General features: G+C 61.5%; 21 protein-coding genes. 8 read left to right on the top strand and 13 right to left on the bottom strand.

The genetic code is table 11. The features are described 5' to 3' along the window. Positions 1 to 59 precede the first annotated feature (59 nt). A complete protein-coding gene (locus AACQ43_RS01855; RefSeq protein ID WP_029301292.1) occupies positions 60 to 833 on the bottom strand; it encodes an ABC transporter substrate-binding protein in 774 nt (257 codons plus the stop codon). A 65-nt stretch (positions 834 to 898) separates the two neighbouring features. Then, positions 899 to 1669, bottom strand: a complete 771-nt coding sequence (locus tag AACQ43_RS01860; protein ID WP_011705574.1) for an ABC transporter ATP-binding protein — start codon at positions 1667 to 1669, stop codon at positions 899 to 901. A gap of 533 nt (positions 1670 to 2202) precedes the next feature. Between AACQ43_RS01860 and AACQ43_RS01865 the strand changes: the two genes are divergently transcribed. Beyond that, positions 2203 to 3105: a lysine exporter LysO family protein gene (locus tag AACQ43_RS01865; protein ID WP_168966468.1), complete on the top strand. Its 903-nt coding sequence runs from the start codon at positions 2203 to 2205 to the stop codon at positions 3103 to 3105. A gap of 109 nt (positions 3106 to 3214) precedes the next feature. Here AACQ43_RS01865 and iadA read toward each other — a convergent pair whose 3' ends face one another. Continuing rightward, positions 3215 to 4345, bottom strand: coding sequence for a beta-aspartyl-peptidase (gene iadA, locus AACQ43_RS01870; RefSeq protein ID WP_168965614.1), 1131 nt, complete (start codon positions 4343 to 4345; stop codon positions 3215 to 3217). Positions 4346 to 4520: 175 nt separating this feature from the next. Between iadA and AACQ43_RS01875 the strand changes: the two genes are divergently transcribed. Continuing rightward, positions 4521 to 5141, top strand: coding sequence for an acyl carrier protein phosphodiesterase (locus AACQ43_RS01875; RefSeq protein WP_168965616.1), 621 nt, complete (start codon positions 4521 to 4523; stop codon positions 5139 to 5141). A gap of 36 nt (positions 5142 to 5177) precedes the next feature. Here AACQ43_RS01875 and AACQ43_RS01880 read toward each other — a convergent pair whose 3' ends face one another. The 3 genes from AACQ43_RS01880 to arsC all read right to left on the bottom strand — a co-directional run bounded on the left by AACQ43_RS01880 (position 5178) and on the right by arsC (position 7281). Next, complete coding sequence (locus tag AACQ43_RS01880; protein ID WP_168965618.1) at positions 5178 to 6248, bottom strand: linear amide C-N hydrolase; 1071 nt, start codon at positions 6246 to 6248, stop codon at positions 5178 to 5180. Between the two features lie 290 nt (positions 6249 to 6538). Then, complete coding sequence (locus tag AACQ43_RS01885; protein ID WP_168965620.1) at positions 6539 to 6934, bottom strand: DUF2069 domain-containing protein; 396 nt, start codon at positions 6932 to 6934, stop codon at positions 6539 to 6541. After that, a complete protein-coding gene (gene arsC, locus AACQ43_RS01890) occupies positions 6931 to 7281 on the bottom strand; it encodes an arsenate reductase (glutaredoxin) (RefSeq protein WP_168965622.1) in 351 nt (116 codons plus the stop codon). Before arsC ends, AACQ43_RS01885 begins: the two co-directional genes overlap by 4 nt. Before the next feature lie 60 nt (positions 7282 to 7341). On the opposite strand from arsC, the gene AACQ43_RS01895 reads away from it, so the two are divergent. Then, a complete protein-coding gene (locus AACQ43_RS01895; protein WP_168965624.1) occupies positions 7342 to 7824 on the top strand; it encodes a TlpA family protein disulfide reductase in 483 nt (160 codons plus the stop codon). Between the two features lie 116 nt (positions 7825 to 7940). Here the strand turns inward: AACQ43_RS01895 and AACQ43_RS01900 are convergent, their stop codons facing one another. Then, on the bottom strand, positions 7941 to 9395 hold the full coding sequence (locus AACQ43_RS01900) for a beta-barrel assembly-enhancing protease (protein ID WP_348981351.1): 1455 nt from the start codon (positions 9393 to 9395) through the stop codon (positions 7941 to 7943). A 128-nt stretch (positions 9396 to 9523) separates the two neighbouring features. On the opposite strand from AACQ43_RS01900, the gene AACQ43_RS01905 reads away from it, so the two are divergent. Genes AACQ43_RS01905 through AACQ43_RS01915 form a run of 3 tightly spaced genes read left to right on the top strand, consistent with a single transcriptional unit; the run spans position 9524 to position 11695 of the window. Next, entirely contained in the window at positions 9524 to 9766 is a 243-nt protein-coding gene (locus tag AACQ43_RS01905) for a sulfurtransferase TusA family protein (protein ID WP_017409936.1), read from the top strand. A gap of 15 nt (positions 9767 to 9781) precedes the next feature. Then, positions 9782 to 10852 carry an AI-2E family transporter gene (locus AACQ43_RS01910; RefSeq protein ID WP_029301299.1) on the top strand — a complete coding sequence of 357 codons (1071 nt, stop codon included), beginning with the start codon at positions 9782 to 9784 and terminating at the stop codon, positions 10850 to 10852. Positions 10853 to 10891: 39 nt separating this feature from the next. Next, positions 10892 to 11695 (top strand): MipA/OmpV family protein, encoded by an 804-nt coding sequence (locus tag AACQ43_RS01915; protein ID WP_168965626.1) that lies wholly within the window; start codon positions 10892 to 10894, stop codon positions 11693 to 11695. Positions 11696 to 11783: 88 nt separating this feature from the next. Here the strand turns inward: AACQ43_RS01915 and AACQ43_RS01920 are convergent, their stop codons facing one another. Continuing rightward, positions 11784 to 12584: an alpha/beta fold hydrolase gene (locus AACQ43_RS01920; protein ID WP_168965628.1), complete on the bottom strand. Its 801-nt coding sequence runs from the start codon at positions 12582 to 12584 to the stop codon at positions 11784 to 11786. A gap of 112 nt (positions 12585 to 12696) precedes the next feature. Here AACQ43_RS01920 and ppk2 point away from each other — a divergent pair, with 112 nt between their 5' ends. Beyond that, positions 12697 to 13512 (top strand): polyphosphate kinase 2, encoded by an 816-nt coding sequence (ppk2, locus tag AACQ43_RS01925; RefSeq protein WP_029301302.1) that lies wholly within the window; start codon positions 12697 to 12699, stop codon positions 13510 to 13512. Positions 13513 to 13625: 113 nt separating this feature from the next. On the opposite strand, the gene AACQ43_RS01930 is transcribed toward ppk2, so the two are convergent. From AACQ43_RS01930 to yejK, 5 genes are all read right to left on the bottom strand, one after another. Beyond that, positions 13626 to 14762: an ABC transporter ATP-binding protein gene (locus AACQ43_RS01930; protein ID WP_011705560.1), complete on the bottom strand. Its 1137-nt coding sequence runs from the start codon at positions 14760 to 14762 to the stop codon at positions 13626 to 13628. A gap of 69 nt (positions 14763 to 14831) precedes the next feature. Continuing rightward, entirely contained in the window at positions 14832 to 15722 is an 891-nt protein-coding gene (malG, locus tag AACQ43_RS01935) for a maltose ABC transporter permease MalG (protein ID WP_005299600.1), read from the bottom strand. A gap of 12 nt (positions 15723 to 15734) precedes the next feature. Then, a complete protein-coding gene (gene malF / locus AACQ43_RS01940) occupies positions 15735 to 17387 on the bottom strand; it encodes a maltose ABC transporter permease MalF (RefSeq protein ID WP_043166496.1) in 1653 nt (550 codons plus the stop codon). A gap of 75 nt (positions 17388 to 17462) precedes the next feature. Further along, on the bottom strand, positions 17463 to 18644 hold the full coding sequence (malE, locus tag AACQ43_RS01945; RefSeq protein ID WP_011705558.1) for a maltose/maltodextrin ABC transporter substrate-binding protein MalE: 1182 nt from the start codon (positions 18642 to 18644) through the stop codon (positions 17463 to 17465). Positions 18645 to 19039: 395 nt separating this feature from the next. Further along, on the bottom strand, positions 19040 to 20089 hold the full coding sequence (yejK, locus tag AACQ43_RS01950) for a nucleoid-associated protein YejK (protein WP_016350315.1): 1050 nt from the start codon (positions 20087 to 20089) through the stop codon (positions 19040 to 19042). Between the two features lie 73 nt (positions 20090 to 20162). On the opposite strand from yejK, the gene AACQ43_RS01955 reads away from it, so the two are divergent. Then, a complete protein-coding gene (locus AACQ43_RS01955; RefSeq protein ID WP_011705556.1) occupies positions 20163 to 20390 on the top strand; it encodes a YejL family protein in 228 nt (75 codons plus the stop codon). Positions 20391 to 20423 lie beyond the last annotated feature (33 nt).

The following is a 20423-nucleotide window of genomic DNA, read 5'->3' on the forward strand; positions in this document are numbered from 1 at the left end:
CTGTCGTGATGATTCGCCGCAATTGCGCCGGCGGCTACCGCGGTAGCGCGCCTTCAGGGTTACTCGCCGTATACGTCGAAGTCGAAGTACTTGTCGTTGATCGCCTTGTACTTGCCATTGGCACGCAGCGCCAGGATGGCGGCGTTGAATTTTTCTTTCAGATCCTTGTCGGCCTTGCGCACCGCGATGCCGGCACCCTCGCCAAACCACTTGGGATCGGTCAGTTTCGGGCCGATGAACTCGAACCCATCGCCACCCTCTTTCTTGAGCAGGCCGTCGCTGATGGCGGCGGAGTCGGCCATCACGTAGTCAACCCGGCCGGATTTCAGATCGAGATAGGCCTCGTCTGCAGTGCCATAACGCTTGATGGTGGCGTTGGGGAAGTTGTCGGTGATGTAGGTGTCCATGGAGGTGGCGCGCTGCACGGCCACCGTCTTGCCACTCATGAACTCCTTGTCGAGCTTGATCTCGGTGCCCTTCTTGGCGGCGAAGCGGGCCGGAATGTGCTGGTACTTCTGGGTGAAGTCCACCTTCTTCTTGCGCTCTTCGGTGATATCCATGGTGGCGATGATGGCGTCATACTTGCGCGACAGCAGCGCCGGAATGATGCCGTCCCAGTCCTGTTTGATCAGGGTGCACTTCACCTTCATCTCCTCGCACAGGGCATTGGCGATGTCGATGTCGAAACCTTTCACCTCGCCGCTCGGCTCGGTCCAGGAGAAGGGGGGATAGGCACCTTCCACCCCGATCCGCACCTCTTTCCACTCCTTGGCCATCAGGCTGCCGGAAGACAGGGCAGTGACTATGGCGGTCGCCAGCATCAGCTTGTTCATGTATCTCTCCTTGATAAAGTCATCGACTGTTGCAATTGCAGATTATTGGGGTTCAGCCCCGGCCATCAATAGATGGAGGAGATGAATTGCTTGAACCGTTCGGACTTGGGATGGGCGAAGATCTCCTTGGGATTGCCCTCCTCCTCCACACGGCCCTGATGCAAAAACATTACCTTGTTCGACACATCGCGGGCAAACGACATCTCATGGGTCACCACCAGCATGGTGCGCCCCTCTTCGGCCAGCTCGCGCATCAGGCCGAGTACTTCGCCTACCAGCTCGGGATCGAGCGCCGAGGTGGGTTCGTCAAACAGCATCACCTCGGGCTCCACCGCCAGCGCCCGGGCAATGGCCGCCCGCTGCTGCTGGCCGCCGGAGAGGTGGCCTGGGTAGTAGTCGCGCCGCTCCCACAGACCCACCCGGTTGAGCAGGTGTTCCGCCTTGGCCATCGCCTCGGCGCGGGGCACCTTGAGCACCTGGATCGGCACCTCGATGATGTTCTGCATGATGGTCATGTGGGACCAGAGATTGAAGCTTTGAAACACCATGGCCAAGCGGCTGCGAATGCGCTCCACCTGGCGCACGTCCTCCGGCAACCGTTCACCGGCCCGGTTGGTTTTCATGCGAATAAGTTCGCCATGGAGGGAAACCGTGCCGGAAGAGGGTGTTTCCAGCAAATTGATACAACGAAGAAAGGTCGACTTCCCCGAACCGGAGGAGCCGATAAGGGAGATGACATCCCCCTTGTGGGCGGTCATATCGATGCCCTTGAGCACTTCGTGGGTGCCGAAATACTTGTGCAGATCACGAACTTCCAGTGCGGCAACGTCGCTCATCCATTACAACCTTGTCTGTCCCTAGACGCCGCTGGGGCGTGACTCACGCCATCGTTTATTTAACAAAAAGTTAACCGACGGCAACCTTCAGCGAAAATATCACTCGGATAGTTAAAAAACAATACAGAACCGGGGTCTTTGGTGTTTTGTCTGTATTTTTATTGGCCAAACAGGTATTTTTCAGCACTTTGTCTGCATAAAACGCTAATCCACCCTGCCCGGCGACACCGCCTTTTTATACCCCCAGCGCAAGGCTGGCAAGAAGATTCCTACGTTTTGCCCGCAAGTCACCCAGATTGACTTTATTCAACCATGCAGTACGCGCATCCTGTTGAAAAATGGGCCTGTCAGGCCGCGTTCTGGCTGCACCAGAATAGGCCAGCGCCCCAATAGCGGGCTTCATTTCGCACCAAAAACATAACATATTGATAAAAAAGCTCCGGATGGAGCAGACAAACACACAAATATGTGACACAGGCCCAATAAGTGATGATAAGGTGTCATTTTTGTCAGTTTTTGTGATCGAGGCCCCGATGTTGCTCAATGTGTTGCTGATCCTGCTGCCGCTGGTAATCGGCTATCTGGTACCCCTCTCCTCTGCCCGTTTGATCAAGCTGGTCAATCAATCGCTGGGCAAGATGGTCTATCTCATTTTGTTCCTGATGGGGCTGGGGCTCGCCTACGTGGAGAACCTGGGCAGCAATCTGGCGGTGATCTTCAAGGTGGCCGGGCTGATGCTCGCCGCCATTACCCTGTGCAACCTGCTGGCCCTCTGGTGGCTGGACCGGCGCTCACCTCCCACCCACGAGGCCAGCGACGGCCCGATGCCGAGCAAGCTGCACCTGTTGTGGGAATCCCTGCAGCTCTGTTTCGTGGTGCTGGGCGGCGTCTTGCTCGGGCTGCTGGTCGACCTGCGCGCCCTGCCCATCGACAAATGGAGCGAGTGGGCACTGATGTTGTTGCTGTTTCTCATCGGGGTGCAGATGCGCAACTCCGGCATGCGGCTGCGCCAGATCCTGCTCAACCCCTGGGGCATGAAGATCGCCGCCACCGTCATCGTCAGCAGCTGGCTGGGCAGCCTGCTGGCCGCCCAGCTGCTCGGCATGCCGCTGACCCACGGCCTGGCCCTCAGCTCCAGCTTCGGCTGGTATTCGCTCTCCGGTATCCTGGTGGCCGACAAGCTGGGCCCGGTGCTGGGCTCCGCCGCCTTCATCAACGATCTGGGGCGCGAGCTCATCGCCATCCTGATCATTCCGATGCTGATGCGCCGCCACCCCTCCGCCGCCATCGGCTATGGCGGCGCCACGGCGCTGGACTTCACCCTGCCGGTCATCCAGAAATCCGGCGGCATCCAGGTGGTACCGGTGGCCATCGTCTCCGGCTTTATCCTGAGCCTGCTCGGCCCCATCCTGATCCTGGGCTTCCTGGCCATCTGATGGCCCCTGAGCCACCCACCGCCAACAACGACAAGCCCGGCACTGCTGCCGGGCTTGTCGTTTAAAAGAGGGGAGCAGGCATGACAGGCTCCCGGTCAACTAGCGGCCTTCAGGTGCGCCAGCGGCCGCCGCTCATCACCCGCTCGATGGTAAGCGTATCGGGGTCGATCAGCAGCAGATCCGCATCCTGCCCCACCGCCAGCGTGCCCTTGGTCGCCAGCCCCAGTGCCCTGGCCGGATTGGCCGTCACCACCGCCAGCGCCACCTCCAGCGCAACCCCCTTGTCGCAACTCTCCACCAGCGCCTGCCACAGACTGCCTATCTGACCGCAGCGCAGCTCGATGAGGCGCCCCTCGCCATCAAAGCGCGGCAGGCTGGCATTGGCGTCCGAGCTGAAGCTGATACGATCGGCAGGCACCCCGGCTGCCAGCAGCTCTACCAGGGCGTCGGCCGCCAGCCGCTCGCCATCGTCCAGCAAGTCCGGGAAACTCGAGGTGGTGAGATCGACCCAGCCGCCGGCCCGCCCCCACTCGATGGCCTCGGCAAACAGCCAGGGATTGCGGTTGCAATGGGTGGGATAGAGCTGGCGCAGCGGGATGTCGGTGCCATCGCGCAGTGCCCGCAGCGGCGCCAGCGCCCCGCGCCCGTCCCCCAGATGAAAGAAGCTGACCCCGCTCTTGCCGGCGAGCAGCCCGGCCACCCGCGCCTCGCTCACCAGGCGTGCCAGCTCGTCGTGGGTCGGCGCGCTGGATCTGTGATCGCTGATGGCCACTTCCCCCACCCCCAGCACCTCGGGGATGAGCATGATGTCCGACTCCACCGTGCCGGTGAGGGTCTTGACCGGCAGATGGTAGGAGCCGGTATACATGAAGGCGCTCACCCCGGCGGCGCGAAACTCGCGCACCTTGCCGAGCACCTGGGCCGGACTGCGGGTCAGGCTGTCGGTACCAAGCGCCGCCACCAGGGTAGTGACCCCTGCCCTCAGCGCCTCCCTTGCCGCCAGCTCCGGCGTGCGAAAACCAAAGCCCCCCTCGCCACCACCGCCGGTGATGTGGGCCAGCGGATCCACCAGCCCGGGCACCAGATAGCGACCGCGGCCATCCACCCGCGTCAGCGGCCAGTCGGCGGGGACTGACAAGCCCTGGCCCATCCAGGCAATGCGGCCATCGGCCACCAGCAGATCCTGGCGGCCCAGCGCAGTCGGGCCGTAGAGTTCGGCGCCCTCGATCAGGGTCAACATGTGCATGCTCCTCGTGATGATGATGGGCGCCACAAAGCGCCAGCCATGCTGCACTCTACCCAGCCGGCGGTCATGGAGGGAAGCACTTCCTCACGGCTGAGCGCCCGTTCCCATAGGCAAGGGCCGCCGGATCCGCTAGGCTCAGCGACAATTCCCCTGGCTGACGTCACCCTTCATGAACTATCTGGCTCACCTGCATCTGGCAGCCCATACCCACAGCTCCCTCACCGGCAACCTGCTGGGGGATTTCGTCAAGGGCGCCCTGCCGAGCGCGCTCGGTACCGAACTAGACGAGGGGATCTGGCTGCACCGCAAGATAGATGCCTTTACCGACAGTCACCCCGAACACAGGGCGGCAGTGGCCTGCTTCGAGGCCCCCTGGCGCCGCTTTGGCGGTATCCTGGTGGACATGCTCTACGACCATTGGCTCAGCCTGCACTGGCCGCAGTTTCATGACGAGGCCCTGCCCCGTTTCCTGCAGCAGAGTTACCGGCACCTGCTGGTGGATGCAGACAGCCTGCCGGATGGGTTGCCGCTGCCCCTCAGACGGATGGCGGAGCAGGACTGGATCGCCTCCTATCAGCACAAAGAGGGGCTGGCACAGGCCCTCAACGGCATCGGCCGCCGGCTGCGCCGCCCCCTGCCGCTCGGCGATGCGCTGCTCACCCTCAGGGAGGCCCAATGGCAAGGGTGCGAGGCAGGCTTTCTGCGCTTCTACCCCCAGCTGATGAGCCACAGCGTGCAGCAGCTGGCCCACTATCGCGAAACCGGCGGCCACGCCGGCTTGCGGCCATAAAAAAGGCCCCGTAGGGGGCCTTCTACCAACGCTTCATCAGGCCCCTGGCGTGGCAGGCAGGAAGGTGAACGCCTTGGCCGGCACGAACTTGTCCGCCGTTTCCCCCGCATAGAGCTGACGCTCGGTCAGCGGGAGTTTCTTGACCGGGGCGCCCGCACTCAAGTCCAGCTGGTCCATGCTCACCCAGAAGGTGTTGGGCAGATGGGTCAGCTCGAAGAAGTAGCGGCGATGCTGTTGATCCGACACGCTGCGCCACAGGGTGGTGGAGATGTTGGGTTGATCCGGAGTGCTGATCCCCATGGGCACCGAGACGTTGCGCATCACGCTCATCACACCGGCCACGGCCTCATTGGCCTGATCCGTCTTGGGCAGGGTCTTGATATAAAAAGAGGCCCGGGCGAAACGATCCGCCGACCGGTTGGTGCCCGGCAGCATGGTGAGCCCGCCTATCTCCTCCCAGTACTCGTTGAGTGCCAGCTGCTTGTCGAACACGGGGGAGTTGGTCATCACCTGATAGCTGCGGTCGTGGTGGATCTGCAACTTGCCATCCACGTACTGGAAAATGGCCGAGTCGCCGCTGGCATCCGAGATGGAGAGGTGCAGCTGGCCCGGCTTGCCATCCGGCGTCAGGGTGGTTACCACATAAAACTCGTCCTTCGACAGGGCGGCGACCGCCTCGCTGACGGTGGCAAAATTGTCCAGCACATACTGGGCCCAGAGGGAGATGGAGAGCGTCTTGCGCGGATCCTTGTCACTCGGAGTCACATACTCGGACTCTGTCAGGTAGAGCAGGTTGGCCACCAGCCCCTTTTCGTTCATGCCATCGGCGGTACCCGCGTCAAACCCTGCGGCGACCAGGGAGCCATAGCGCGCGTTCCACGTCATGGAGTGCGGCCCGGCCGCCCCGCTCCGTTCGATGCCGCGCGGCAAGGCCCAGAGGTTGGTCGGCATGGCGGCGCGCCAGTCCATGGTACGGCCGGTCACCACCAGACCGCTGTCGCCCTGATAAACGGCGCGGGTGCAGGCATCGGCCAGCGAACTGACCGACAGGGCCATGGTCAAGGCCAACAGGGTTTTCTGGAGCAAGGGTCTGGATTGGCGTTTCATAGGGTGCATCACTCAAGGCTGGTGAAAACGACAGGCTAACGGCGGCCGCTGTATGGGAGCTTAATGAGGATAGTCAGCCGCCCGCCCCCCTCCCACCTCGCGGCGGCCAAGATGTGATCACGTCGACATAGTTACAGCAAGATCAGCGAGATACAGCGGACATCTGCGTTGCCAGCAAGCCCTTGCCCCACCCGCTGTCACGTCAACCCCGGTCGTGTCGGGGCAACGCATCCATAAAAAAACCGGACTCAAGGTCCGGTTTGCACAGAGCAGGCGCGCTGACGCGGGCCTCAGTGGTCTTGCGCCGAAGGCTCGCCCTTCTTCTTGCGAATGCTCAGGCCCAGCTCGCGGCCGCGCAGGCGGGCGTAATAGATGGTACCGATGAAGGCGAGCACGGTAAACACCAGCTCCACCACCGCCAGCCACCGCTCCCCCTCATCCGTGGTGATCAGGGTCAGGGCGTGCAGGAAGTAGGGCATCAGCACGAAGTTGCCCCAGGCGTGGGTGTAGGGGTTGCCCTGCACGATCCCCTTGAGCGGGAACAGCAGCGGCACCGTCCAGATCACCGGCAGCAGCCAGGGATTGAGATCCGGGTGGGGCGAGAGCCACAGATGCCAGAGGCTGACCCAGCCCAGCAGGCCAAAGAAGCCGACCAGGGTCAGCAGGCGGGCGAAGCGGGTGCTCACTTGAGGATCTCCAGCACCTGCTCGGGCGGACGGCCGATGCGGGCCTGACCGTTCTTGATCACGATGGGCCGCTCGATGAGCTTGGGATACTGATGCATGGCGCGAATGAGGTCATCACCGCTCACTTCGCCAAGCCCCAGATCCTTGTAGAGATCTTCCTTGGTGCGCATCAGCTGACGCGGATCACTGAACCCCAGCTGGCTCAGCAGAGTGCGGATCTCTGCCTCGCTCGGGGCCTGCTCCAGATAGAGCACCACATCCGGGGCGATCCCGTGCTGTTCCAGCAAGGCCAGGGTTTCACGGCTCTTGGAGCAGCGCGGATTGTGGTAGATTTGGGTCTCGCTCATGATAACTCCCTGATTAATCGCAAGATGGGACAAGAAACGGCGCTATTGTAGGGGAAACTGATGGTCAGGGTAAGCGCGAGAGTGCAGGAATTGAAACGAATTTGTTGGCTGATTGTGGCCGGCCTGCTGACGGCCTGCAGCCCGGCTCCCCAATTCACCGGAAGCCAGAACCAGCCGGTGGCCCTGGCCGACTTTGCCGGCAAGCCGCTGTTGGTCAACTACTTCGCCCCCTGGTGTGCCCCCTGCCTGCGGGAGATACCGCTGCTGGAGGCACTGGCTCATGAGGGGCAGATCACCGTGGTGATGGTCAACTACGACCCGGCCACCCCGGCCGAGCTCGCCAAACTGGCCGGGCAGTACCGCATCGAGGTGCCGCTGCTCATCGCAAGGCAGGAGGCGAGCCTCCCCTTCCCCCGCCCCGCCGGGCTGCCCACCAGCTATCTGCTCGATGGCGAGGGCAAGCTCCAGCAGACCCTGGTGGGTGAGCTCAACTCATCGCGGGTCGAGGCCCTCAGGGCATCCGTCAAGCCGGTTGGCCACTGACGCCAACGCCGCTGACGGCGCCAGCCGGCTGGCGTTCCCGCCATTCTCTTCGCCATCATAAAACGACAAGGGCGCACCTCGGTGCGCCCTTGTCGTGAGTGAGAGCCACTGGCCCGTCAACCCTTGAGGCTGTCGAGATCCTTCTTGGCCCGCTCCAGCTCGGTGATGCGCGCCTCCAGTCTGGCCAGGGTCAACTTGTCGTTGGTGGTGCCGCGCGCCACGATCAGCTCGTCGATGGCCGCCTGGTAGTCACCGCGCAGGGAGAGCATCTCGGCCCGTGCCATGTGCAGATCGGTCATCCTGCCCGCCTTGCGATAGGCATCGGAGAGCAGGCTCCAGGCCAGGTTGTTCTCTTCGTGCTCGCGGGCATAGGGGTCGAGAATGGCAATGGACTTCTTGTAGTTGCCCCCTTCCAGATAGGCGTTGCCGAGGTTCACCACCACCACCTCGTTGTCCGGCATGCGGGTGCGGAACTTCTCGAGCCGGGCGATGGCCTGGGCGCTGCGCCCCTTGGCCAGGTCGATGTCAGTGAGGGCATCCACCACGAACAGATCTTCGGGGTGACGGGTCGCCAGCTCCTGCATCAGGGCGTCGGCCTCGTCGGTGCGCTTGAGCTGCAGCAGCGCCAGCGCCTTGCCGTAGGTGGCCGCATCCTTGAGCGGGTAGTCCCCCTTCTGCAGGCGGTTGTCGAAATAGGTGAGCAGGGCCTGCGGGCTCTCGGTGCCGAAACGCACCTGGATGCGCACCTTGGCCAGCCAGAAGTCGAGACTCGGCGGTAGATCCCGGCGACCGTAGCTGCCCGCCCGGGCACGCGCCTCGCTGATCCGGGTCTCCGGCAGCGGGTGCGTCAGCAGCATCTCGGGCGGCTTGCTGGCGTAGCGATACTCGGCCGCCAGCTTCTGGAAGAAGTTGGCCATGCCCATGGGATCGAAGCCGGCGTCGTAAAGGGTCTTCATGCCGATCCGGTCCGCTTCGTATTCGTTGTCGCGGGTGTAGTTGATGGCCGACTGCATGGAGAGACCCAGCGTGGTCTGCAGCGCGGCGATCCCGGCGGTGGGGTTGATCACCGCCAGCGCGATGGAGCCCACCAGCCCGGCCAGGGTCATGGCGGAGCTGCTCGCCTGCGCTTCCATGTAGCGGGCGATGTGGCGCTGGGTCACGTGGGTGATTTCGTGCGCTAGTACCGAGGCGAGTTCGCTCTCGCTGTCGGCATAGAGAAACAGGCCGGTGTGCACCTTGACCCGCCCGCCGAGGAAGGCAGCCGCGTTGATGCTGGGGTCGTTGATGAGGAAGAAGGTAAACGGAAAACGCACGCCATCGGCGTTGGAGAGCAGCCGCTGGCCCAGATCGTCGATGTACTGGCTCAAGACGGGATCATCGATGATCGGCAAGCCGGCCCGGGCAAAGCGCATGAAGGCGTTGCCGTAGCGCACCTCCTGCTCGATGGGCAGGGCGGCCACCCCGGCGGTGCCGATGTCGGGAAGCTGGTTGTTGGCCTGGGCATGGAAAGTGGCACCCATCAGGGAAGCCAGCAGGGGGAGCGATGCCATCAGGGGGGAAAAGCGTGCCACGTTATCTCTATCTCCAATCAGACCCTACCGGGACACCGGCAGAATACCCTTGCCCATCAAGGGCTACAAGCGTTGTTTCGCGCTCTCATCACGGCCATAATAGCCGCCTCACGCGCGATGGAGCCTCCATGGAATACCTCGACCTGACCCCCTGGCGCTGCCCCGAGCCGCTGATCCGGCTCAAGCTCTGGCTGCGTCAGGCCAACGCCGGTCAATCCCTGTCCATCCGGCTGGCCGATGCCGGCTCCCGGCAGGACATTCCCGCCTATCTGCAACGCCAGGGTCATGCCTTCACGTTGCAGGAGGCGCCAGACAATACCCTCTCTTTGCAGTTGGTGGTCGGGGCCAAGCACCACGGCAAGCCCCAGTAACCTAAGGATGTCGCCATGTTAGAAGTCATCAAGCGCTGGTATCAGACCCGTTTCTCCGATCCCGATGCCGTCACCCTGTTCCTGCTGCTGGTGGCCTGTTTTGCCGTGCTCTGGCTGTTCGGCGATCTCTTGGCGCCGCTCTTGGTGGCGCTGGTGATGGCCTACCTGCTGGAGTGGCCGGTGAGCCGGCTGCAGCGGGCCGGGCTCTCCCGTACCCTGGCCACCAGTCTCATCCTGCTGTTGTTCATCGCCCTCACCGCCATGGCGTTCCTCGGGCTCATCCCGACCCTGGCGAGCCAGGGGCTGAACCTCGCCAAGGAGTCCCCGGCCATGCTCTCCCATGCCCAGGACTATGTGCGCACCCTGCCGGAGCAGTACCCCGAGCTCATCAATGTCACCCTGGTGGAGACCATCATCGACAACATCCGCCAGCGCATCCTGACCGGGGGCGAGCAGCTGGTGAGCGCCTCCCTCAGCTCCCTCATCAACGTGGTGGCCATCCTCATCTACGCCATCCTGGTGCCGCTGATGGTGTTCTTCATGCTCAAGGACAAGCAGATCCTGATGGGCGGACTGCGCCGCTTCCTGCCGCGCAACCGCACCCTGGTCAACCGGGTCTGGGTGGAGATGAACGAGCAGATCCTCAACTACATCCGCGGCAAGGTCATCGAGATCCTGATCGTCGGGGTGATCAGCTATGTGGCCTTCGCCATGCTGGGGCTGCGCTACTCGGTGCTGCTGGCGGTGGCGGTCGGCTTCTCGGTGCTGATCCCCTACATAGGCGCTGCCGCGGTGACGGTACCGGTGGCCATGGTGGCCCTGTTCCAGTGGGGACTGACGCCGGAGTTCACCTGGCTGATGGTGGTCTACACCGTTATTCAGGTGCTCACCGGCAACGTGCTGGAGCCCATCCTCTTCTCCGAGGCGCTCAACCTCCATCCGGTGGCCATCATCATTGCCGTGCTGGTATTCGGCGGCCTGTGGGGATTCTGGGGGGTCTTCTTCGCCATTCCCCTCGCCACCCTGGTCAAGGCTGTGCTCAACGCCTGGCCCAAGCGCGAAGAGCTGCCCGCAGCGACCAAATAGTGCGATAGTCGTCCCACCATCAGTGACAACGGAGTGTCCATGCGCGTGTTGCAATCCATCAAACGGGCGGGGCTGGCGGCCCTGCTCCTCACCGTGCTGCCTGCCCGGGCCGACATTGACCTCGGCTCGCTGGATCTGCTCTCCAGTGCCAACCCCAGCAGCCCGGTGCCACGGGGGCTGGTGGGCGGCGCCGTCCTCCTCGGCGGGCAGGCCCGCTATCAGGCGCAGGACAACACCCTCTACCCCATTCCGGGCTTTCTCTATTTCGGCGAGCAATTCATGTACCTGGGAGACCGCGCCCGCTACTACCTGCACAAGGATGAGCACGTCGCCCTCTACGGTTATGGCCGGGTGCGCTTTGGCAACCTGGATCCCGCCGATGAACCGGCGTTTACCGGCATGGACGAGCGCAAGGGGCAGCTGGAGGGGGGGATCGGTGGCAACCTCATCACGCCCTACGCCCTCTTGACCGTGCGGGCCAGCAGCGACATCAGCGGCCGCAGCAAGGGTCAGGAGCTGCTGCTATGGGCCGATTTTCCCATCCTGCGCGACAAGCTGCTGATCATGCCGGGGATGGGGCTGATGCTGCGCAGCGACAAGCTGGCCAATTACTATTTCGGCGGCATCGCCGAGCATGAGGCAAACGCCCAGCGGCCGGCCTGGGATACCGGCGCCACCCTCTCTCCGATGGCGGCGCTCATCACCAGCTACCGCTTCAGTCCCGACTGGATCGGCATGTTTGCCATGAACTACGAATGGTATGACGGCGACATCGAGCACAGCCCGCTGGTCCAGCACACTGGCGAACTCTATGCCGGCGTGGGGATCGGCTACATCTGGTAGCCGGCACCGCAGCCAACGACTAGGCCACACACTCGCACAACAAGAAGGGAGCCATCGGCTCCCTTCTTGTTTATCTTCAGTACACACCTTAGAGCGCAGCCAGAAACGCGCCGAGCTGCTCATTGACGAAGGCCGGATTTTCCAGCGACGAGATGTGGCCGGCCGCCGGGACCTCCTTGAACGGGCAACCCAGCACCTCGGCCATCAGGTAGCCTTCCAGCACCGGCCGAGCCTTGTCCTGACTGCCGGTCATCACCAGCGCAGGCACGCTGATCGCTTCCAGCCACTCGATGCGATCCTCGCGGGTCACGAAGCTGCGGCCCACCGCCACCATGGCGGCCACCTTGTCGGCCGGCCAGGCGGCGAGACGCGCCTTGAAACCGCTCATCAGGTCGGCATCCGGCTGGTCGGCAAAAAACAGCGGTGCCACCTGCTCGACGATGGGGGCCGGGATGGTGCCAAGCTGCTCGATCATCGCCAGCATGCCGAGGTAGCGCTCGCAGGTGATCTGCGGCTCGAGGCCGACGAAGCTGTCCATCAGCACCAGGCCCTTGAGGCGTGCGGGAGCCATGCGTGCCAGCTCGACGCCCCACATGCCGCCGATGGAGAGCCCCACCAGCACGAACTCATCGATGCCGAGCGCATCGAGCAGCGCCAGATGATCGCGGGCCAGGGTTGCCAGGGTGCAGGCCCCCTCGGGCAGTGCGTCGGAGTCGCCGTGGCCCCACAGCTCGGGCACGATGCAGCGATACTGCCCCTTGAGAGCCTCGATTTGCGGCGCCCACATGGCGCTGTCCCACAGGTAGCTGTGACCAAACAACAGTACCGGGCCCTGCCCCTCGTCCAGATAGGCCATTTGGCGGCCCGCGATCTCCATAAATTGCTTCATGTTTTCTCCTGTTTCTGGTGCCGACTATTGACGGGGCGGCAGTGTAGCACGACCCTCTTGGCAGTGACGCCTGCCTGGTGCAATCTGGAAAGGACTCAATAAGGAGACGAACATGCCGAAGGACAAGAGCAAGAAGCGCCCGCGCCTGGAAAAGAAAACCTACGAGCACCACCTGGCCCATCTGCAGGAGGAGCTGGTCAAGCTGCAGGAGTGGGTCAAGCAGGAGGGGCTCAAAGTAGTGGTGCTGTTCGAGGGGCGCGATGCCGCTGGCAAGGGGGGCGTCATCAAGGCGATCACCGAGCCCCTCAACCCCCGGGTTTGCCGGGTCACGGCGCTGCCCGCCCCCTCGGATCGCGAGCGCTCCCAGTGGTACTTTCAGCGCTACGTGGCGCACCTGCCCGCCGCCGGCGAGATGGTGCTGTTCGACCGCTCCTGGTACAACCGGGCCGGGGTCGAGCGGGTAATGGGTTTTTGCAGCGACAACGAGTATCGCGAGTTTCTGCGCGCCTGCCCCGAGTTCGAGCGGATGCTGATCCGCTCCGGCATCACGGTGATCAAATACTGGTTCTCGGTCAGCGACGAGGAGCAGGAGAAACGGTTCAAGGAGCGGATCAACACCCCCATCAAGCGCTGGAAGTTCAGCCCGATGGACCTGCAGTCCCGCTCGCGCTGGGTGGAGTACTCCCGCGCCAAGGACGACATGTTCACCTACACCGACACCGAGGATTGCCCCTGGTTCGTGGTGGAGGCGGACGACAAGCGCCGTGCCCGCCTCAACTGCATCTCCCACCTGCTGGGCAAGGTGCCCTATGAGGCGATCCACTACGAGCCCATCACCCTGCCCCCCATCAACACCGAGGGGTATGAGCGCCCGCCGCTGGCCAGCCAGCACTTCGTGCCCGACATTACCGCCGCACTCGAGGGCTGAGCCCTGCCACCTCGCCTGCCGTTTTCGCCAAACGGCAGGCAATAAAAAGCCGGTTTTGCGACCGGCAAAAAGGCATTGACTAAAGAAAGGAAAACCTCGGCAGCCGCCCCTGGTCAGGTGCGGATGTATTTGGCCGTGCGCGGGAAGGCTTGCTCCTTGGCATCGAACAGGTAGCAGGCTTCGGCCGGAATACCGACGCTGTACTGCTGACCGGTGGCCACGTCCACGTCGGAGCTGGCCTTGACGGTGAAGTCGTGGCCTGCCACGTCCATGTAGACGAAGGACTCGGCCCCCAGGTGTTCAGCCACCTGTACCACCCCGCTCACCTTGCTGTCAGCATGGGGGTGATCCAGCGGCACCAGGTGCTCGGGACGAATACCCAGCTCCACCTTGTCGCCGACTGCGCCGCTACGGGCATCGACCCGGGCACGCACGGTATCGCCAGTGGTCAGCTTGACCACGCACTCCTGCTCGCCAATCTCCACCAACTCGCCGGCCAGGAAGTTCATCTTGGGAGAGCCGATGAAACCGGCCACGAACTTGTTGTCCGGGTTGTGGTAGAGCTCGAGCGGGGTGCCGAACTGCTCCAGGTTGGTGGTCGCCTCACCCTTGAGGGGGCTCAGCACCACGATGCGGTTGGCCAGGGTCATGGCCTCCACCTGGTCGTGGGTCACGTAGATGATGGTGGAGTTGAGCTCCTTGTGCAGCTTGGCGATCTCGATGCGCATCTTGACCCGCAGGGCGGCATCCAGGTTGGACAGAGGCTCGTCAAACAGGAACACCTGCGGCTGCTGGACGATGGAGCGGCCGATGGCGACCCGCTGGCGCTGACCGCCGGAGAGTGCCTTGGGCTTGCGGTCCAGCAGCGGCTCGAGACCCAGGATCTCGGCGGCACGCATCACCCGCTTGTGGATGTTCTCCTTATCCATCTTCTTGAGCTTCAGGCCAAAGGCCATGTTCTCGTAGATGTTCATGTGCGGATAGAGGGCATAGGACTGGAACACCATGCCCACGTTGCGCTCTACCGGCGGTACGTCGTTCATGTAACGACCGCCGATGGTCAGCTCGCCGCTGGTGATGTCTTCCAGACCCGCGATCATCCGCAGCAAGGTGGACTTGCCGCAACCGGACGGACCGACGAAGACGATGAACTCCCCTTCCTTGATGGCCAGGTTGATATTGCGCAGGGTGTCCTTGTGAACAGCCGGGTCGTAATTTTTGCGAACGTTGTTGAGTACTACTTCAGCCATGTCGAGCTCCGCTCTTGAATCTTTGCAAATCGTGATGGCGGGGGGAGTCGGCTCCCCCGGCCATGAACCTTAACCTTTCACGCCGCCGGCAGTGAGACCACCTACCAGCCAGCGCTGTGCGAGCAGGAACACCACTGTGATGGGGAAGCCCGACAGCACGGCCGCCGCGGCAAAGTCACCCCACAGGTAGTTCTGCGGATAGAGGTACTGCTGGGCCCCGACCGCCAGGGTCAGATTGTTCACATCCTGCAGCAGGATGGAGGCCATGGGCACCTCGGTAATGGAACCGATGAAGGCCAGGATGAACACCACCGCCAGGATGGGCACCGACAGGGGCAGCAGGATCAGGCGGAATGCCTGCCACGGGGTGGCACCGTCGATGGCCGCCGCTTCCTCCAGGGAGGAGTCGATGGTCTCGAAGTAGCCCTTGATGGTCCAGACGTGCAGGGCGATGCCGCCCATGTAGGCCAGGATCAGGCCGCCGTGGGTGTTGAGACCCAGCCAGGGGATGTAGTCACCAATCTTGTTGAAGAGCGCATAGATGGCCACCAGTGCCAGCACCGCCGGGAACATCTGGAAAATCAGCATGCCCTGCAGGATGGTGGACTTGCCACGAAAACGCAGGCGGGCAAATGCGTAGGCACAGGTGGTGGAGAGCACCACTATCATCAGGGCGGTGATGCCCGCGATCTTGATGGAGTTCCACAACCAGGTCAGCACCGGGAACGGCGGCGGCGTGATGCTGCCGTCGGCGTTGGTGATGGACATGCCCAGCGCCAGCTTCCAGTGATCCAGGGTCGGGTTGGAGGGGATGATCTCCCCTACCGCGAAGTTACCGTTTCTAAACGAGATGGCGATGACCATGATCAGCGGGAAGATGATCAGTGCCAGGAAGCCCCACATCACCAGGTGGGTTGCCCACACCCGGTATTTGACTGATTTGGGTTGTACGATTGCCATGTTGAAGCCTCCTTACAGTTGCTTGTCGGCTTTGGACAATTTCAGGTTGAGCAAGGCCAGCGCACCCACGATGAGGAAGATGGCGGTGGCGATGGCACTGGCCAGACCGTAGTCCTGACCACCCGAGCCCTGGAACGCGATCCGGTAGGTGTAGCTCACCAGCAAGTCGGTGGTACCGGCCGGGGTGCTGGCGCCTATGATGTCCGGCGCGCCGTTGGTCAACAACTGGATGAGCACGAAGTTGTTGAAGTTGAAGGCGAACGAGGCAATCAACAGCGGGGTCAGCGGCTTCATCAAGAGCGGTACGGTGATCTTGAAGAAGTTCTGCACCGGACCGGCACCGTCCATGGCGGACGCTTCATAGAGATCTTCCGGAATGGCTTTGAGCAGGCCCATGCAGAGGATCATCATGTAGGGGTAGCCAAGCCAGGTATTGACGATGAGGATCATCACCTTGGCCAGGAAGGGGTTGGTATACCAGTCCGGTTTGATGCCGAACGCCGCTTCCAGGAACAGGTTGATCTCACCGAAGTTCTGGTTGAACAAGCCCTTGAACACCAGGATGGAGATGAACGCCGGGATGGCATAGGGCAGGATCAGCATGACCCGGTAGAAGCCGCGCCCCTTGAGGGACTCCCACTGCACCAGACAGGCCAGCACCATGCCGATGGCCAGGGTGAAGCCCACCGAACAGGCGGAGAAGATCACGGTCCAGACGAAGATCTGCAGGAACGGTGCCTGGATACCCGGATCGGTGACGATGCGGGCGAAGTTCTTCCAGCCCACGCTCACCACGAAGCCTGGCGCCACGCTCTTGCCGACAAACTGGCCCTGCTCGTCGATGTATTGATAGAAGCCGGTGTCGCCGTTGGGCAGCATCAGCTCGCCGCTCTGGTTGTCACGCAGCAGGTTGCTGTCTTTGATCACCACCCCGGACTTGAGCACGGCTCCGTCCAGCAGACGGGTGTACTGCTGCTTCTGGGCGGCGAACTTGCGCAGGCTGCTCAGGGTCAGGTGGGTTCCGCCATCCGGCAGCACCAGATCGAGTGCGCTCAGGTGGGTGCGATGGTCGACGATGGCCCGGATGGGTGCCACCTTGTCCACGGCCTCCCCTTCCAGGGGTTGCAGTTGAACAACCTGTACCGGCTCATGGACTCTGCCCTCGCGGACAGCCAGTTCACGGGCCTTGTTGCTCATCAGGGTAACGGGTTGACTGATAAAGGATTGGTCGTCCTGTTTCAGCAGCAGCTGAAACTGATTGTTCTCACCACCCAAGAGGGTGAAATCGAATTCACCGCCCGCCACCTTGTAGGTTTTTTTCAGATGGTAATCTCGCGCCTGCTCGATGGAGAGCAGGTTGGATCCCGAATAGTTGGTGAAGGCGATGCCGATCGTGTAGGCAAGAGGGAAGATGATAAAAACAACCATGCCGGCCACACCGGGGAAGATATAGCGGTGGGCATAGGTCTTCTTGTTCATGAAGACATACAGACCGACGGAGACCACCACCAGATCCAGCAGAGCGAATACCCACTCACCGCTGGCGTACATCATCACGGCTGCATAACCGTTGAGGATGGCTACCAGAGCAGCAATGGTCCACTTAAGCCAGGTGTGCTTATCCTTCGGACCGGCATAGGATTCAATAGAAGGTACTACTTCCATGCCAATTAACCTTTATAACGCCAAGAGAGATTTGAGAGAGTGGGAGGCCGTTGCGGCCTCCCGGGTAGTGCGTGCTTACTGAACGATACGCTTGGCAGCGGTATCCAGGGCTTCGTCAACGCTCTGACGGCCGGAGGTTACGTTCTTGAGGGCAGTTTCGAAGGAGGACCAGAAACGGCTCATCTCAGGCACGGACGGCATCGGCTCGCCATTCTGGGCGTTTTGCATGGTTGCCTTGATGTGCGGATCGGATTCCAGGGTCTTCTGGAAGGACTTCAGCGCCACGGCGCCCAGCGGCTTGTCGGCGTTGACCGGTGCCAGACCGGCGTCGGTCAGCAGGTAGTTTTCCAGGAACTCGATGGCCAGATCCTTGTTCGGGCTGGCGGCGTTGATGGTGGCACCCAGCACGCCAACGAAGGCCTTCGCCGGTTTGCCCTTCAGGGTCGGCAGCGGCGCTACGCCGTACTTGATGCCGCTCTTGTCCAGGTTGCTCCAGGCCCAGGGACCGTTGATCATCATGGCCACTTCGCCCTTGTTGAACTTGGCGTCCATCACACCGTAGTCAATGCCTTTTTCCAGGTGACCGGACTTGATCATCTCGGAGATGTAGCCCACACCTGCCTTGGCACCCGCGTTGGCCACGCCGGTATCTTTCACGTCATAACCGGTAGCGGTTTTCTTGAAGGCATAACCACCGTTGGCAGCCACCAGCGGGTAGCTGAAATAGGGGGTGTCATAGGCCCACATGATGGCGCGCTTGCCGTTCTTCTTCAGAGTCTCGTCAATCTTGGCGATCTCTTCGAAGGTCTTCGGCGGCTCCGGCAGCAGATCCTTGTTGTAAATCAGGCTGACCGCTTCCACGGCAACCGGGTAGCCGTAGGTCTTGCCATCGACGGTCATGGCATCCCAGGCGAACTGTTCAAACTTGGCTTTGGTGGCTGCATTCGGGGTCACGGGGACCAGCAGACCGGCCTTGACCCACTCACCGTAACGGTCGTGAGCCCAGAAGAAGATGTCCGGGCCGTTGCCGGTGGCAGCGGCTTGCTGGAATTTCACTTCCACCTGATCAGGGTGCGCAACCGTCACCTTGATGCCGGTTTCGGCTTCAAACTTCTTACCTACTTCGGCCAGACCATTGTATCCCTTGTCACCGTTAATCCAGATGGTCAGTTGACCTTCGTCAATGGCGGCAGTGGCAGAGCAAGCCACGCCCAGAGTAGCCAGACCGATCAGGGATGACAGCAATTTCTTTTTCATGAGCCTTTCCTTGTATTAGTTCCGCGCTGTAAGAGCATTGTGTGCGAGATGAATATTATCCCAAGCCGTTACCGCCTCACATGACGCAACTCGCATTTTTGAAACGCAATTACGTATTTTCTTCCAGAAAGTTCTGAAAACATTTTCTTATTTCAGGGGGTTATCGCCATTTATTGGCATATTTATCGCCAAATTAAGAAATTAAATTACCAAAGAGAAATAAAAAAACATGAATGAAAGGGTTTTCACCTCACTGAAAACCCTTTCACGGGGATTATTCTGTTTAATTTGTTAACAAAGCACCGAGTTGGTTTCGCTGCTGCCTACCCCGTTAAATAAAAAGACACCGCAGCGAAGTGCGGTGTCTTTTTGCCAAAACTGGAAAGCAGATCACATTACGACTGGCGCAGCAGCTGATCCTTGAGGTTGGGCGGAACCCCCTTGATGGTCAGGGTATCGGTCTGGGGATCGTAGAACACCCGGCTGTTGAGCAGCTTCTGCTCGAAGCTCAAAGTCAGCCCGCCACCGGAGCCGACGAACTTGGTCAAGCCGCGCAGGGTCGAACGGTCGGCCGGGAAGCGATCTTCCAGTTCATACTCCTGACCGATGAAGCTGTAAAAATCGAGATCGCCATCACCCGGCAATTCCGCCGACAGCTCCTTGATCTCGATCTCTTCACCGGCGCTGGCCTGCTCGGTACAATATTTGAAGACCTGTTTCTTGTAGTCGTTGCGCTCGGCCGGCTCCAGCTGGCGGCTGTCGCAATAATCGTCCACCGCCTGCAGTAGCCCCTTATTCTGGATCTTGGCATCCATCCCCTCGCGGGCACCCAGCAGATCCATGAAAAAGTCCCCCAGCTTGCGACCGACCCGGCCCTTGCTGAAGGTGATATAACGGCGTGAATCCGGCTGGGTTTTCCATTCGGTCAGATCGATGCGGGCCACCAGGTTCAATTTGCCGATATCCAGATACTGGATGTGACGCAGCTCGAGCGCCTCGCTGACGGTGACGCTCTCCTTGCCCTCCAGCAGGGCAATCATCAGATAATCCACCCCCACGTAGTTGTATTTGGCAAACAGCAGCACCCCCTGCTCGTCGAGGGCGTGCTCCACCAGCTGCTTGACCAGCAGCTGGGTCATCTCGACCGAGAAGGGGACAAAGTCGGTCTGTTCGCCGAGCAGCCGTTCGAGGGCGATGCGAAAGAGCGGAGAAGGCTGTTTGGGGGCGCTCTCCCCCTCCGCCAGCTCGGCGACGGCGGCCTCGGGGTCGGCAAAGAAGCCGAAGCCCTTGCCCCCCTTGCCGTTGTAAATGCGATGCAGCTCCGCCATCAGCCCCTGTACCGCCTCATCGGCAGGCAGAAGCTGGCTGCGGGTGTCGGCGTGAGGTTGACCATCGCCGCCCTGGCGCAGGGAGTGAAGAATGATCTTGTCGATATCGAGACTCATGTCACAAAGCCATAGTGTTAGCCGAAAGGGTGAAGTATTATAAGGCGCTTTGAACCGAGATGAACCCAAGATTATGCCCATCGTATCAAAGTACAATAACGAGCAGTTTGACGCCCTGATGAACGACCTGATCACCGCCCTAGAGAAGCACAAGGCGCCGGTGGATCTGAGTCTGATGGTGCTCGGCAACCTGACCACCAATATCATCAATGGCATGGCCCCGGCCCAGCGTCAGGCGATCACCGAAAAATACATCCAGGCGCTCACCGCCTCGGTGGATCATCGCCACGATGCTCACTGAGTCTCTTCGCATTCTTTGATGTTTTTCAAGCAG

Source organism: Aeromonas sp. DNRA1 (assembly GCF_963888745.1).
In the GTDB taxonomy this organism is placed as follows: Bacteria; Pseudomonadota; Gammaproteobacteria; order Enterobacterales; family Aeromonadaceae; genus Aeromonas; species Aeromonas hydrophila.

What these genes read in the sequence shown, in the direction of transcription:
- AACQ43_RS01895 (WP_168965624.1), top strand. Translation starts at nt 7,342, where the DNA reads ATGGTCAGGGTAAGCGCGAGAGTGCAGGAATTGAAACGAATTTGTTGG.
- AACQ43_RS01955 (WP_011705556.1), top strand. Translation starts at nt 20,163, where the DNA reads ATGCCCATCGTATCAAAGTACAATAACGAGCAGTTTGACGCCCTGATG.
- AACQ43_RS01910 (WP_029301299.1), top strand. Translation starts at nt 9,782, where the DNA reads ATGTTAGAAGTCATCAAGCGCTGGTATCAGACCCGTTTCTCCGATCCC.
- malF (WP_043166496.1), bottom strand. Translation starts at nt 17,387, where the DNA reads ATGGAAGTAGTACCTTCTATTGAATCCTATGCCGGTCCGAAGGATAAG.
- malE (WP_011705558.1), bottom strand. Translation starts at nt 18,644, where the DNA reads ATGAAAAAGAAATTGCTGTCATCCCTGATCGGTCTGGCTACTCTGGGC.
- AACQ43_RS01875 (WP_168965616.1), top strand. Translation starts at nt 4,521, where the DNA reads ATGAACTATCTGGCTCACCTGCATCTGGCAGCCCATACCCACAGCTCC.
- iadA (WP_168965614.1), bottom strand. Translation starts at nt 4,345, where the DNA reads ATGTTGACCCTGATCGAGGGCGCCGAACTCTACGGCCCGACTGCGCTG.
- arsC (WP_168965622.1), bottom strand. Translation starts at nt 7,281, where the DNA reads ATGAGCGAGACCCAAATCTACCACAATCCGCGCTGCTCCAAGAGCCGT.
- malG (WP_005299600.1), bottom strand. Translation starts at nt 15,722, where the DNA reads ATGGCAATCGTACAACCCAAATCAGTCAAATACCGGGTGTGGGCAACC.
- AACQ43_RS01905 (WP_017409936.1), top strand. Translation starts at nt 9,524, where the DNA reads ATGGAATACCTCGACCTGACCCCCTGGCGCTGCCCCGAGCCGCTGATC.
- AACQ43_RS01855 (WP_029301292.1), bottom strand. Translation starts at nt 833, where the DNA reads ATGAACAAGCTGATGCTGGCGACCGCCATAGTCACTGCCCTGTCTTCC.
- AACQ43_RS01860 (WP_011705574.1), bottom strand. Translation starts at nt 1,669, where the DNA reads ATGAGCGACGTTGCCGCACTGGAAGTTCGTGATCTGCACAAGTATTTC.
- AACQ43_RS01920 (WP_168965628.1), bottom strand. Translation starts at nt 12,584, where the DNA reads ATGAAGCAATTTATGGAGATCGCGGGCCGCCAAATGGCCTATCTGGAC.
- AACQ43_RS01865 (WP_168966468.1), top strand. Translation starts at nt 2,203, where the DNA reads ATGTTGCTCAATGTGTTGCTGATCCTGCTGCCGCTGGTAATCGGCTAT.
- ppk2 (WP_029301302.1), top strand. Translation starts at nt 12,697, where the DNA reads ATGCCGAAGGACAAGAGCAAGAAGCGCCCGCGCCTGGAAAAGAAAACC.
- AACQ43_RS01880 (WP_168965618.1), bottom strand. Translation starts at nt 6,248, where the DNA reads ATGAAACGCCAATCCAGACCCTTGCTCCAGAAAACCCTGTTGGCCTTG.
- yejK (WP_016350315.1), bottom strand. Translation starts at nt 20,089, where the DNA reads ATGAGTCTCGATATCGACAAGATCATTCTTCACTCCCTGCGCCAGGGC.
- AACQ43_RS01915 (WP_168965626.1), top strand. Translation starts at nt 10,892, where the DNA reads ATGCGCGTGTTGCAATCCATCAAACGGGCGGGGCTGGCGGCCCTGCTC.
- AACQ43_RS01930 (WP_011705560.1), bottom strand. Translation starts at nt 14,762, where the DNA reads ATGGCTGAAGTAGTACTCAACAACGTTCGCAAAAATTACGACCCGGCT.